Origin of the sequence: Flavobacterium sp. (genome assembly GCF_049240005.1) — a bacterium.
GTDB lineage: Bacteria > Bacteroidota > Bacteroidia > Flavobacteriales > Flavobacteriaceae > Flavobacterium.
Genome location: NZ_JBMLTK010000027.1, coordinates 1 through 14,826 on the forward strand (window position 1 = coordinate 1; position 14,826 = coordinate 14,826).

5 protein-coding genes are annotated in these 14,826 nt (G+C 42.0%); 2 read left to right on the forward strand and 3 right to left on the reverse strand.

Translation table 11 applies throughout. The features are described from left to right. Window positions 1-6,613: choice-of-anchor L domain-containing protein (locus ACOVQQ_RS02640; RefSeq protein ID WP_421816814.1), on the reverse strand; the 6,613-nt coding region annotated here is incomplete at its 3' end. A 220-nt stretch (window positions 6,614-6,833) separates the two neighbouring features. Here ACOVQQ_RS02640 and ACOVQQ_RS02645 point away from each other — a divergent pair. Further along, entirely contained in the window at window positions 6,834-7,592 is a 759-nt protein-coding gene (locus ACOVQQ_RS02645) for a UDP-2,3-diacylglucosamine diphosphatase (protein WP_421816815.1), read from the forward strand. 16 nt (window positions 7,593-7,608) lie between these two features. Next, window positions 7,609-9,162 (forward strand): aldehyde dehydrogenase family protein, encoded by a 1,554-nt coding sequence (locus ACOVQQ_RS02650; protein WP_421816816.1) that lies wholly within the window; start codon window positions 7,609-7,611, stop codon window positions 9,160-9,162. A 750-nt stretch (window positions 9,163-9,912) separates the two neighbouring features. Here ACOVQQ_RS02650 and ACOVQQ_RS02655 read toward each other — a convergent pair. Then, window positions 9,913-13,311 (reverse strand): hypothetical protein, encoded by a 3,399-nt coding sequence (locus tag ACOVQQ_RS02655; RefSeq protein WP_421816817.1) that lies wholly within the window; start codon window positions 13,309-13,311, stop codon window positions 9,913-9,915. Between the two features lie 172 nt (window positions 13,312-13,483). Further along, entirely contained in the window at window positions 13,484-14,737 is a 1,254-nt protein-coding gene (locus ACOVQQ_RS02660) for an aspartate kinase (protein ID WP_421816818.1), read from the reverse strand. Window positions 14,738-14,826 lie beyond the last annotated feature (89 nt).

The following is a 14,826-nucleotide window of genomic DNA, read 5'->3' on the forward strand; positions in this document are numbered from 1 at the left end:
CGTTAGCACCATCGTTGTTCGGTGAAATACCACGTTGGATAATACAACCGATGTTACTAATTGTGGCAGTTTCAAAATCTGAACAACCACTTGAAGCTGTGACTGTTACAGTAAACTCTCCTGCTCCACCTACAATAATTGATTCTGGACTGTCGGGAGATACTATTTGGAATGGAGCAGTGCCCGTCCAAGTGTAAGTTACGGTATCTGGGTCGAAAGAATTATTGAGAGGTACCGCAGTGATACGATATTGATTGTTTACACAACCTGTTTCAAAGGCAATATTTAAATTTATCGAATCTTCACCTACACTCACACTTTCAGTGCTAGTACAACCTAAAATTTCTACCGTTAAACTGTAAGTTCCTATTTGATTTGCCGCTATGGTTGATCCCGTAACTTGTGTGCCGTCAGGACGAGTCCATGTATACGAAGCATCAGGATTGTTAATATCGAAATTTAATGCTGTAAAATCAATCGTAACTGATTGATTATTACATATCACATAGGAACTGCTTCCAAAAGCTACATCCCAAACTTGTGAAGATGGGGCAATCGTATAACTTACTGGTGAGCTTAAACAACCCAAGATTGACACTTCAACTTGATATGTACCTGGCTCTGTTGCAAGAAAAGTATTGGTATTTGTTGTAGTTGAAACTCCTGCAGGATTAGTGAAAATGTATGTAACCGGACTTCCGCTGGTGTTGTTGGAAACTGTCGCTGTTATTATAGCATTCTCATCAGGACAAAGCTCAGTTGGACCCGTAACTTGTACATCCCAAACTACCGACGATGGTGATATCACGTAATTAACTGCTGCGCTGGCGCATCCAAATATTGAAACAGCAACTGAGTAGGTTCCTGGTTCTGATACAGTGTAGTTGCTATTTGCAGAAGTTGTTGTCACACCAGCTGGATCTGTGAAAGTGTAAATAACAGGACCCCCGTTAGTATTATTAGTTACCACTGCACTAATGGAACCTATTTCATCAGGACACAGTTCAGTTGTTCCCGAAACAGCTATATCCCAAGTAGGCGTTGCTGCCCCAACTGTAAACGTTTGACTGTTTGTACAACCTTGATTATTTACAACAACTTCGTAGTTTCCTAACTGCGTTCCGTCGATAGTGATAGAAGGTGTGGTTGCTATAAGATTACCATTAAATGTCCAAGAAAACGCTACCAAATTGGTGTCAAAAGATCCGTTTGTTGGAACCACTGTAATCGTTGTTTGTTCTTCTGGACACAAGTCTTTAACCCCTTCAAAACTAAAAACTGGCGTTAAATCTTGGACAATCAAATCAAATTCTACTACTTGATAACAACTTGTTCCCGTCTTAGAAACGCGAACATAAATAGTTTGTTGATCATTACCTAAAAATGCTTCAGGATTAGTGATTTGGTTAGCAACTATGTTTTGATCGGCGTCCTCAAAAGTCGTAAAATAAGTGAGTGCGTGTGATCCGGCAGCAAATGGTGCTAAAATTGCATCTGCATTTTGTGTTAAATCGAAAGTTGATGATCCCGTAGAATCACAATCTACCAGATTTAGCGGAGTTCCTGCAACTGCATCTTGGAAAAACTCAACAATAATTTGATCTGTTGCGACACATGTCGTATTGGTGTATGATGCACTAATTTGATAAGTTCCTGGTTGTGTAACAACAATAGACGGTCCGTTTTGATTTGCAATAATCTCACCATTTCTTGTCCACTCAAAAGTGTAAATTGTTGGGTCAAGTTCAGAATCAATTGTTACAAAATCTCCCGGACAAATGGCGTTACCAGCGGATTCTAGAAAGTCGCTTCCTAACTCTACATTTCCTATATCGAAACTGCCTCCTTCAAGAAATACGGCGCTATCAAAGGCCGAATCGCCTCTGTCTGCAATTACTAATTTGATATGGTAGGTCACGCCTGGTGTAACGTTTGCAACTGCTGTCATGGGAACCGTAACACCGTTAAAGTTAATAGGTGCTCCGATTGGATTTACTCCTAAATCTCCGTAAAAACTTTGGAAAAACTCAGGATTCACAGAATCACAACCTTGGTTATACAATTCATCTCTAATAGTAACTACGGAAACCGGTGTTGTAGTATTAGGAATAATCGCTAAATTCTCAGTTTCATTGGTAAGAGTGTTTGTTAAAAGGAAGGCGAATGCGTCTGAAAATATACATTGAAATGTTCCGTATTCTTCACTCGCAAAAATAAAGCGGAAGCTAATTTGATCCTGAAGCGGCACAAAGTCAAACTCAAGCTTAGTTGCATTTTGCGAATTCATTGCTAGACCTGTCGCTTCTAAAATGATGGCTTCTAAATCGTCGTCTCCAGGCCATCCAAAACCGCCATCACTTAAAATAACATCATTTGGACCTGGCGCCGAAGCTGCGTTTCCTGTTGTTAAGATAATACCGTCCTGGAATGGAAACTCTGAAAGTCCTTTATTAAAGTAACCTATTCCATTTGGCAAGTCTGCAGCAAAATCTAATCCCGTTGACCAAGTAATATTTGTCACATTGGCACAAGAAGTGTCCAACAATATGTCTTCGATTAGTTGTTGTTTGGTATAAATATCTAGGTTCGTTGTAATTGGAGGTAGAATTCTTCCAATACATAAGTCAAACGTAATGTCTTGTGGTGTGCCTACAGAAGACCATACTCTAATCCAATAGGTATTTCCGTCGATGTAATTATCTTCAATACTTTCATTTGGATCGCTACAAAACAAAAGGGTCAATGCGTTACAATCAGTTCCCGAATACACCGCATGATTTAGATTATCAGAGGTACCTAAAATATTTGAAAGAGTAATTATTTGAGTTGTACTGTTGGCAACGAAACTAAACCAAACATCGTCATCCTCAGTCCCAGGACATGTAGAAGCATTTGAAGAAGGTGTGGCTCCAGTTATAGCACTACTAACTACGATATCACATTCCAAGCCGTTATTCGGCGTAACTGGTGTTGCAACTGCGCATTCATCGTTTGTTACCGGATCTGGAGTAGTAATACACACGGTGAAGTTTGCGAACTGTGCTGCATTACCTCCCACGGTCCAAACCCTAATCTTGTACACTTGGTTAGGAACTAAGTTAGTAGCAACACTCACCTCTGGGGCACTGCAATACAGTTGTGTTAACGCTGTACAATCTGAACCCGAATACAATGCATGATTGATATCGTTTGATGGACCATTAATATTACTAAATGTTATAATGTGGACTGGGTTAGTAGCAGTAAAGGTAAACCAGACATCATCATCTGTATTTCCTTGACATACGGGCTGGGTGTTAGGTAATGTTCTTGTAGCACCAAGTGTTGAACCGTTTAAGCTTTGTGCACAAATTCTAGTCGGATTTACAGGAACCGTGATTGCTCCAGCACAATCGTCATTAAGTGGTTTTGTTGTGAAAGTTCTAGGTGCTAAAATTGTCCAGGTACTCACGTCAGTACTAGAACAAATAGAACGAACATAAAACACGTAAGTGGTTGCAGGTTGTAAACCTTCAACGGTAAATGGATTTGAATTTGTTAAATAGTAAGGTGCTACACCTGTTACTGGCGAACCATTTACAGGAGGAATAGCTCCTTCTGCTGGAACAACATATACTTCCCATTGTGTAGCTCCTGGTGGCGGTAATGCATTCTCTGTCCAAGCTAGTTGTGCAGAGGTTGAGGTTATCGTTGTAACATCTACCGCTAAAGGAGTTGGCTTGGGACAGGTTGGAGGCGTACAGTCGCCCATAGAAGAGTAGATTACTGTTGATGGTGTTCCTTCTCCCGGAGCTTTTGTGAATAAAATGTCGGTAAAAGGACTTTGAATTTGAACCCCAACTTCCGCAGGTGCTGTTCCTTCTACACTCCAAAACAAATCAAATGGAATATCATCACAAATCTGGACATTTACATTTGTTGGTCCTCCCGAAGTAATTGTACTTCCAATGGTAGCGACAATAATGCCATTTTGGCGAACTTGCATACGAGCACCATTCCAACCGTTACCTCCCGCATCGGTGAGTACAAAACGATAGGTGCATTTATCTTCAGGCAAGCAAGTTATCGTGTTGAAAACTATTGGCCCAGCCCAAGTACTTTTATCGTTTCCTGGACAAACTGTGCGTACATAGTAATAATAGATCCTAGCTTGTTGTAAGGTTCCATCTGAAACAGTAAATGGTGAACCTGACGATACTGGAATCAACAACTGTCCCGCGTCTGTTGGAGGATTCACTGCTGGTAATTGCGCAGGGGGAGTTAACGAAAAGCTAGGTACTAGATAAATTTCCCACGCTGTATCTGTTGGCGTACCGTTTGTCCAGTTGAAGGTTGCTGCAGTTAGTCCGATTCCTGTCACAGATAATGCAGTAGGCTTAGGACAAGTTGGAAGCGTTGTGAAGTTTACACCAGTACTCCAAGGAGAATCTGTAGGTGAACAGTTCACTCGAATGTACACGGTGTAAGCAGTATCTGGAATCAATCCTGTCATGTTAAATGATAAGTTCGTCAAATCGGCAACGGTAATGTCATTAAAAGTAGGCACTGTACTTGCCGTAGGAGCTGGATTTCCCTGAGGAACTACGTATACATCCCACGAAATTGTGGCTGGTGCTACCCAAGTTACTACAGCTGAGTTTGTAAGTAAAGTGGGCGTGGGAACTGCAACTGATGTAGGCGCTAAATCACAACGAGGTGTAGTACAATTGACAACATCAGTGTACAAAACAGTGAGCGGAGTTCCTGAATTAGCTGGCTTAGTAAAGATGGTTTGTCCAAAAGAATTTATAACTTCTACAATACATTGGTTTGGGGATGTTCCGGCTACCGACCAAAAAAGATCAAAACCAATGTTGTTACAAAGTGGCACCGATACATCAACTGGCCCACCATTTGTTATTGTACTTCCTAAAGTTGCAACAACAATACCATTTTGGCGTACTTGCATTCGGCCATTATTCCAACCGTTATTGCCTGAATCTCTTAACCGGAATGTATAATTACATGTGCTTGTGGCTTCGCAAACTAAGGTATTGAATACAAATGGACCTGCCCAAGTGGTAAACAGATCCGATCCAGGAATACACTCGGCACGTACCCAATATTCATAAATTGTAGCTGCGGTTAAATTTTCTACCAGATAAGGTAAAGCTGTTACTTCCGTTCCAGAACCTGAAGGAACTCCAGCCCCAGGGGCTTGAACTACTACCTCCCAAGATGAAAAGTTGCTAGGATTATCCCAAGTAAGCGTAGCATTGGTAAGTCCAATTTCTGAAGCGCCTAAAGTAGCTGGCGGAGGAGTACAGGATTGATTCTGTATAATTAAATTGTATCCAATTGAAGGATTCGTGTTGCTTGAACTAATTACGATAATGTAAGTAGTTCCAGCTGTTACATTTACTGTGAGGGTTCTCACAGTTGCTTGCGCATTTGCAACACCCGCAATACAGCTAACACCTACATTACTACAACCTGCATAAACAAACAGACCCGAATTTGTTGCTGGAGTTCCGCTTGGAGTCATCGAAATGTTGATAATCCCATCTGCGGTTGGTGTATAACTATAGAAAACCTCGTTACCTGCTAAGTAATTCGTATTTGCTGGGGTAGCTCCACACAAAGTTCCTTGGGCTGTATCGAATTCGTCTCCGAAATTAAGGGTGTTACCTGTTGATTGATAAGGAAGAGTTAGAACCTGCAACGGATCCGAACACACCGAACCCGTAGGTAAGGTGGTGAAAGGAAATGGTCCGGCCCAATCACTTGTTACGGTTTCTGTTGTACCGCAAATGGCGCGAACGTAGTATTTATAATTTGTACCTGCCTGCAAAACAATATTTGCTGGAGTTGTAGTATATGAAGTGGGGTTCGTATTAGGAGCTGTAACCGTAAAACCCGAACCCGTTGGATCTGAGGCTGCTGGCACAATTTCAATCTCAAAGTTCGAAGCCAAGCCCGGATTATTCCATGTTAATTGAACCGTGGTTGATTGAACAGACGCCACATCTAAACCGTTTGGTGTGAGACAGCGCTCGGTTAAACGAACATTATCGAGCAAAAAGCGATCTCCACCCCGCGCGCCCGTTGGCTGCGTGAAAACTCTTACAAAAGCAATATATACTTGCTGACCAATTAAAGAGGCAGGCAAATCGACAACTTTTTCAGCACAAACAGTAATATCGCCGTTTAAATCCTGCAAATCGGATTCAGTAAATGACTGAACGATGGTAAAGGCCGATTGATTGGTCTGAGTGGGGTTGATCGAAACGCGCACCTGAAAAAGCGTACCCTGATCACCGGACGCTAACTGCCGAACTAGAAACCGAAGTTGACCGTTGGCGGGAACTAACCTCTGATTTGTAATTAACCAATCTTCCTCCGTGTTATTAACTCCGATTTGTTCAAAATTAATAAACGCCGAATTAGATCCGGCGCAAGGGGTTACTGTAGATGGAAATGGCGTAGGCGTAGCCGTCCATTGGAAATTCGGCCCGATACCATTAGTACCGTTAATAACCGCCCAATCGGCTGGAATACCTGACTCAAAACCCTCTGTTTGCGCCGCCAGCTTTGAAAAAACCAGCAAAAAAAGCAGCAAAGTAATTTTTTTCATAAACGTTTTTTTTGGAAAAGAGTGAGCTTTTTGTTAACACAAGGTTAAAGTTCAAATTTAGCAATTATTGAGGCACCGTAACATTTCTTTAAATATTTAACAAAATCATTCTCCTAAGAAACAATTGTAACACAATGCCAGTTTTTAACATAGTTTCCTTCCTTTAGATCAGTAATCAAATCGACTGTGATAATACGTATCTTTGTACTCGATTTTACGTATGACTAACCCAAGAACAAAAGTTTACTTTGCCTCCGATCAGCATTTTGGCGCACCAACTCGGAGCTTGAGCCTAAATCGAGAGCGGCTTTTTGTCGATTGGCTCGATTCCATCAAACACGACGCGTCGCATCTGTTTCTTGTAGGCGACTTATTCGACTTTTGGTTTGACTATAAAACCGTGGTTCCTAAAGGTTTCATACGCGTTTTGGGAAAAATCGCAGAGTTGAAAGACGCAGGTATTGAAATCTTATTTTTTGTTGGAAATCACGATTTGTGGATGCGCGATTATTTCGAAACCGAATTGCAAATCCCAATTTATCGCGATTCAACCCCTTTCACCTTCGGAAACAAAGAATTCTTAATTGGCCATGGGGATGGAAAAGGACCTGGAGACAAGGGTTACAAACGAATGAAGAAAGTTTTCACGAATCCTTTTTTTAACTGGTGTTTCCGCTGGCTGCACCCCGACGTTGGTGTGCGAATTGCGCAATATTTGTCTGTGAAAAATAAATTGATTTCCGGAGTAGAAGACGCCACCTTTCACGGTCCGGATAACGAATGGCTCATTCAATACTGCAAAAGAAAACTGCAAGAAAAACATTACGATTACTTAATTTTTGGCCACCGTCATCTACCTATGACCTTCGATTTAGGAAACCAGGCTACCTACGTAAATCTTGGCGATTGGATTCAGTTTTTTACTTACGCAGAATTCGACGGCACCGAACTAAAACTAAAAACCTATTCAAAATCATAAAGAATATCCATTAAAAATGAACAATACTTCTCAAAATTTCGGAATTGAAAATGCACTTAAAAATCTTGGCTTACTAGCTGAAAATGAAGGAACTTCTACTGGAAGTCAGAACTTCAGCTCAGGCGAATTAATCCACTCCTACTCACCTGTAGATGGAAAACTCATTGGAAGCGTACGTGCATCGACTGCCGCCGATTACGAAAAAGCAGTTTCGACTGCTGCGGAAGCTTTCAAGTCATTTCGATTGATGCCAGCACCTCAACGCGGTGAGTTGGTACGCCAGTTTGGAGAGAAACTGAGACAAAAGAAAGACGATTTAGGAAAATTGGTTTCTTACGAAATGGGGAAATCGTTGCAAGAAGGACTAGGTGAAGTACAAGAGATGATCGATATCTGTGATTTTGCAGTTGGTTTGTCTCGACAACTTCACGGATTGACGATGCATTCGGAGCGTCCGGCGCACCGTATGTACGAACAGTATCATCCGCTTGGAATTGTTGGAATAATTTCTGCATTTAACTTTCCGGTTGCGGTTTGGTCTTGGAACACGGCACTTGCGTGGGTGTGTGGCGATGTTTGCGTGTGGAAACCGAGTGAAAAAACACCCCTGTGCGGCGTAGCTTGCCAGAATATCATCGCTGAAGTTTTAGCCGAAAACAATATGCCTGAAGGAATATCTTGTTTAATATCAGGTGATTATACAATTGGCGAATTGCTGTCAAAAGACAAACGCGTTCCTTTGGTTTCGGCTACCGGATCAACACGTATGGGGAAAATCGTTGCCGCAACTGTTGCCGAACGTTTGGGCCGATCGTTACTCGAATTAGGTGGAAACAACGCAATTATTGTGACGCCAAATGCCGATATAAAAATGACTGTGATTGGAGCCGTGTTTGGAGCCGTAGGAACGGCCGGACAACGTTGTACATCGACACGCCGACTAATTATCCATGAAAGCATTTACGAACAGGTTAGAGATGCTATTGTTGCTGCCTACGGACAGCTTCGCATTGGAAATCCGCTTGACCAAAACAACCATGTTGGACCACTTATCGACACCGACGCGGTAAAAACGTACCAACACGCTTTAGAAGCTGTGGTAGCACAAGGCGGAAAAATTATTGTTCCTGGTGGCGTTTTAACTGGAGAAGGTTATGAAAGTGGATGTTATGTTAAACCCGCTATTGCAGAAGCCGACAATAGTTTTGAAATCGTTCAGCACGAAACTTTTGCGCCGATTTTGTACTTATTGAAATATTCGGGAAGTGTTGAAGATGCCATTGAAATTCAGAACGGAGTAGCTCAAGGATTGTCTTCGGCAATTATGACCACTCATTTGCGTGAAGCCGAACAGTTTTTATCGGCATCAGGTTCCGACTGTGGTATAGCTAACGTAAATATTGGAACTTCTGGCGCGGAAATTGGCGGAGCTTTCGGTGGAGAAAAGGAAACTGGTGGTGGAAGAGAAAGCGGCTCGGATGCTTGGAAAGTGTATATGCGAAGACAAACCAACACGATAAACTACTCGACAAGTTTGCCTTTAGCACAAGGAATTAAATTTGATTTGTAAGCATTCGAAACTTTCAAAAAAAGCTGCGCATCAAACGCAGCTTTTTTTATACCTGAGTTCGATTTAAAAATTGCGGTCAGAAAACAGATAAATGGTTGAATACAAGGCGGATTTTTATTGGGATACTATAGTAACGCAAAAAAATCTAACGAAGTAGACAGCCGTTTATCTGTTTAGCATGAGAGTTGTTCCTTTCCCTTGCTATTGATTTCATATTTTTTTGATTTCAAGCGATCTGACAAAGATTTTTAATTGAACTCAGGTTTTATGCCCTTTTATTCGGTAACGATTGCCGCGCGACCGGTTGCAGCGGCAGCCCACAGCGAGAGCAATGGCCTTTCGCCAGGCGAGCGAGGACTACAGCGGAAAACGGGACGGCAAAATTACACGGGATTTCCAGCAAATGATTTTGCCGGCGCGCCCTAAGTTCTATTAAGTGATCTTTTATTGTACTTGAAAATCAGGTAGAAAGAATAGCATAAAACAAGTATGCCAAATAGCGCTTGTGTACTTAAATGAAAGGGGAAACCTACCGGAATAGGCGGGCCAGCAGGAGGAGGCGGACCACCACCAGGAGGGGCAGCTACAGCAGCGCTGCTACAAAGTAGTGCGAATAACAAAAATCCGTAAAATCGTCGCGTACTTTTCATTGTGCACAAAAATAGAAAAATTAGCTTTGGTTGTATCTTTACAAATATTAAATCTCTGCTTTTTATTTACGAAAATTGCTGACTTTTGGATTTAAAACACCTAAAAATGTGCTCGCAGTTGAACTGTTCCCGTATGAATTGCAGAAGACAATTCACTTTTTCGACCTTGGTAATTAAGCGTTAGATCTAAAAAGCCCGTTAGACTTTTTTGAACCGACAAGCGCCAAGTTGTATTCTGGCCCGGCTGCAAAGCTTCGAGCATTTGAAAAGCCGCGGCAGTATTAGCCTCACCGAGGTAATTGTTGCCAATTAAGTTAAACTCGCCGTTTGCCGTTAACTTTGTTCCTGTATTCCAATTAAATGCCAAAGTTAGCTTTCGCTGAACTAAAAAAGCCTCCGCGCCCAAGGTGTTTTCCTTTTCACCGTAAGCAGCAGAAATATCGAAATTTACGTTGGTCGAAAACAAATACGATACTTTAGGCTCAAACTCGTATCCCGTGATCTCGAAACTGCGATTCAAATAATTTTGAGCGGTACTTTTTTGTTTATTCTGATCAACTTGAAAACTAAATAACCAAGTTTTTTGAATCAAATGCGCATACAATAACTGCGTGCCCCGCAACTTATTTTCTTGTAAACCGCTGCTAATGAGTGCAATATTAGAACTTGATGTTGCGTTAAACGTGACGCTATGGTTTTGCTTGCCGCGATTGTAGAACAAGCTGTTTCTGAAAGTAAGTGTCTGCCCAAGTACATCAGAACCCGAACTACCAAAAGGGTTTAAATCGAAATCAGAACCCGATCGGCGGATTTTTCGCTCTGTGATAAACGAGGCTTGATTGCTTATTTTTTTAAGAAACTTCGAAAAGCCTCCCGAGCCTTTCCAAGCTGCAAAATTTAGGGTGAGATTTTGGCTAAGCCGGTTAACATGCGAAGGAACGAAAATCTGATTGGGAAGAAAAACCCGCAGGTATATGGCCTGATCGGGAAACGGTGCAATTTCGAATTCTTCCAGTTCCTTAACACCGTTATTGTTGTAATCGTTCCAGGTATATAAACCTTGTCCGGGCTCGACTTCGATGTAAGAGAATTCTTGTTGAGCTACAGTTCCCGAGCTATTTTCGTAGGTAGTTCCCAACACTAAAAGACGATTTAAAAACCGACCGTTATAGGCTATTCGGCTGTTTAAAGACGGAATGGCCGCCTGCGTTTTATCTTCGAACGTAAGTTTTCGGAAACTCGCAAACAACATCAAATCCTGCTGTTCGGATTGAAAAACACGCGAACGCACTAAATATGTGAGCGATTGGTTGACGCGACTCACACGTTGATTTACCAGCGAATCGTTTAAACGCAACAAAACGCCGCCTTCCACAAATACTTTTAGGCTGTCGCCCACTCCTACCCGACCGCCAAATTCGTTAAAGCGCTGACTCAAATTACTCAATTGGTTGGTAGCTTTCAACCGTTCGCTGTTGTCTTCTGCCGCATGCGTGGCATGAATCCAAGCTTTTTTAGTTGGACGATACGAAATGCGACTCAGATTTCGAAGAAAACTCGAATTAGCGAAATTTGCTGTTGTTTTTAAAAAGCTAAACTTTTGCGAAAACTGCCAGTTGCTGAGATTGGCTTGAGCGTCGAAAAGTTGGCGAAATCCCGAATACGAACTGCCAAACTGTAGTGTTTCGATTTTATACATAGCGCTGCCTTTTTGGTTTAGATTAGTAGTAAAACCGGCCGACACCAATTTCTGATCGCCGAGCTGCGTACTTACGTTCCAATCGCGGTTAAACTCGATACTCACGGCTCGTTCCACCGTCCGGAAACGTTCGCCGATGTATTGTGCGCTTGCAAAAACTTGCGTTTTAAACTTTCGTTTGAATAACAGCTGAGCGCCATCTATTTGAAATGCTACACCGGTATTGTCGGCATCGTCTAAAGAACTGTAGAGATTTTTATCGTTCAAACTACCCGCAAATTCGGCTTGAATCGTAGTGTTTTCGCCGTTTCGATACCCGCCCGACACCTGAACTAATTGCAACTTTTGAGGCGCAATCAATTTTATCACCGGCTCAAAACTGCCTTGTTTTACTCCGTTAATCGGCGCCACATACACATATATTTTTCCGGTTCCGGTAGTCGACTGCAGCTGATAATTCCCATTTCCTGCGCCAACATCGGTAAAACGAACGCTAAACAGCGTGTCGTTTGGATTGGTAGAATACACGAAAATAGTAGCGTCATTCACAATTTCCTTTCGATATTGAATTTTATTTTCATCGAAAGGTTCTTGGTTTTCAGAAGGCGCTACCATCAACCGATCGTCGTCGCCCGCATTACCTAAAACAGCCGCTTGCTCGGGAGATAAATTTTGTTGTAAGGGTTGGTTCTTTACGTCGTTTTCTGAATAAATTGCGCCACTTACATTCCATTTTTCCGAGCTGTGGTTTGCACCGGCATAGGTTACCAACCTTGTGAAGTTTCGTTCGGCATACTGATATTCAACGTTTATCCTCATTTCGGATGTGATCTGAAACAACGATGTAAACGTAATTTCGCCAGCGTTATAATCAATGACATATTGATTGTTCTCGCCGCGTTCTAACTGAATTCCGTTCACAAAAACGCGTTCCGAACCGCTAACTACGAGTATAAACGGTTCGCCATTCGGACCCGTAAGTTTGTATGGGCCTTGATTGCCTTCAGTCCCGGTAAAAGTACTTCTCGCGTAAGCGCCTCGAACCAAAGCCGCCGATGCAAACACGTCGGTGGTAGCCGATTCATCGCCAAACCGAAATCCAGCGCGAACGCCTTGTACTTTTTTACTGAAATTTAAGAATCGCGACGAACGGTTTTCTAGAAATAAATCGCCCGCTCGAATGTTCCATTTACTACCTGCGAGTTCAATAAATATTTGATCGAATTCGTCGAGTCGTTGGCTATAGCCATTGTCTTGTAAAGGAATATTACTGTCTTGGATGCTTGCCCGCAACGAAACTTTATCGGATAGCTTTCCCGAAATCTGTAAATCGAGATTCGAATTTACCACCGAATTCTGATTGTTTCCCACCGTAACGCCGCGTGTGATGCTTCCGTTTGTAGACAGCCCTTCAAACGGTGTTCGCGTATTGCGAAGTGGTTCGGAGTTTGCAGTCGTTGCCACGTTTCCTAACACTTTTTCTGGCGCGTAACGCACATACGATTTCGTAAGAAAATCGGGATATTTACTGTACCTCACCAAAAGCTGAGTGTTTTTCAGGGACGAATCGAGTATGTAAAGACGCGCTCGAGTAAAATCGACTCGAAAAGCTTGTTCCGGCAAGGGTCTATTATTTTCGTCGAAAATTTCAAAATCGATTTTTCGAATACTTGTACTATCGATTTGAAGACTATCCGACTCCACAAAAAAAGTGCTTTCGCGTCGCAGCGAATATTGGTTTTGTGCCGAAGACATCCAGCAACAAAAGAGCAACACTACTACAAGCCATTCCTTCTTCATGAATAGTCGATTATCCGCTTGGATTTAGTTTTGAAAACGCCGAATTGAAAGCGCATTTTCTACACCGATGAGCGAAACCATTGATTACAAACGTCAAAAGAACGAATTCATTTTTAGTGATTCGCATTTTTACGTTGTAGAATACCGATTTTCCAAAAAGACGCTTGAATGGCTATTCTTTCGTTACGATTTGAATAGTCTCGCGACTGGCTTGCTTAATCATCACGGTTTTTCCTGCAGTTACTTCTGCGGCAGCTTCTTCGGTAAAGTGACGAATGGTGTAAAGCGATACGTTTTCATTGTAATACACTTTAAATTGCTTAGAAAGCTCGGTGCGAAGTTTTTGAAAGTTGTCGAATTTATCTTCCAAACACAATGAGAATGAAATCGCAGAGTTTTGAATTAAACTGACCTTCATTTTGTACTTATGAAGAAGTGCAAACACGCCAGCAATGTGATCTTCCATGATGAAAGAAAAATCTAAGGAAGACAACGAAATTAAATACTGGTTTTTCTTGACGATGAAGCACGGCATGCTCGGAATTAGGTCTTTTCCTTTTGCTACAGTAGTTCCGGGCAATAACGGATTTACAAACGACTTTACATGCAACGGGATTTCTTTGCGTTGAAGCGGTTGGAGCGTTTTAGGGTGAATTACTGTGGCGCCGTAAAACGCCAATTCGATTGCTTCGCGATACGAAATTTGTTGCAGCATTTGGGCGTTTTCAAAATATCGCGGATCGGCGTTTAGAACTCCAGGAACGTCTTTCCAAATGGTAACCGATTGTACGTTCAAACAATAAGCAAAGATGGCCGCGGTATAATCGGAGCCTTCGCGACCTAAGGTGGTTGTGAAGTTATTGTCGTCGGCGCCCAAGAATCCTTGCGTAACGTAGGTTCCGTACTGACTTATTTTGACGGCAATTTGGCGTTGAGTGGTGTCCCAATCTACTGTTGCATCGCGGTAATTGTTGTCGGTTGCAATTAATTCGCGCACATCGAGCCACGTATTTCTAATTTCAGATTCAGCAAGGAAAAAAGATAAAATTGCCGAAGAAATTAATTCTCCATAACTCACAATCTGATCGTAAACGTAGTTATAATTTGAAGATTTATTGGATTTTAAGAAATCAGACAAATCATTGAAAAGCGCGTTAACTTTTTGATGCGCTGCGTGATTGCTATCGGGAAATAAATCGTTTAGAATATCAAAATGGTATTTCTTGACGTCGTTGAGTACGCTTTCGAGTTCGCCAGACTGAGAAATGTAATTTTTGACAACTACCTCTAGGGCATTCGTTGTTTTGCCCATCGCCGAAACTACAATTAAAGTGTCTGTTGCACCTACTTGTTGCAAAACGCTCACAACGTTTCTTACCGATGCGGCGTCTTTCACAGAAGCACCGCCAAATTTGAATACTTTCATGTTTTAGAATGCTGCTTTTGCCGTTTTGCAGCAGATTAAATAACGGCTTTAAGAATTGAGCGGCAAATATACGGTTTGTAGCAATTTTG

Excerpts from the sequence above, each read along its gene's own strand:
- ACOVQQ_RS02645 (WP_421816815.1), top strand. The coding sequence starts at position 6,834 with ATGACTAACCCAAGAACAAAAGTTTACTTTGCCTCCGATCAGCATTTT.
- ACOVQQ_RS02655 (WP_421816817.1), bottom strand. The coding sequence starts at position 13,311 with ATGAAGAAGGAATGGCTTGTAGTAGTGTTGCTCTTTTGTTGCTGGATG.
- ACOVQQ_RS02660 (WP_421816818.1), bottom strand. The coding sequence starts at position 14,737 with ATGAAAGTATTCAAATTTGGCGGTGCTTCTGTGAAAGACGCCGCATCG.
- ACOVQQ_RS02650 (WP_421816816.1), top strand. The coding sequence starts at position 7,609 with ATGAACAATACTTCTCAAAATTTCGGAATTGAAAATGCACTTAAAAAT.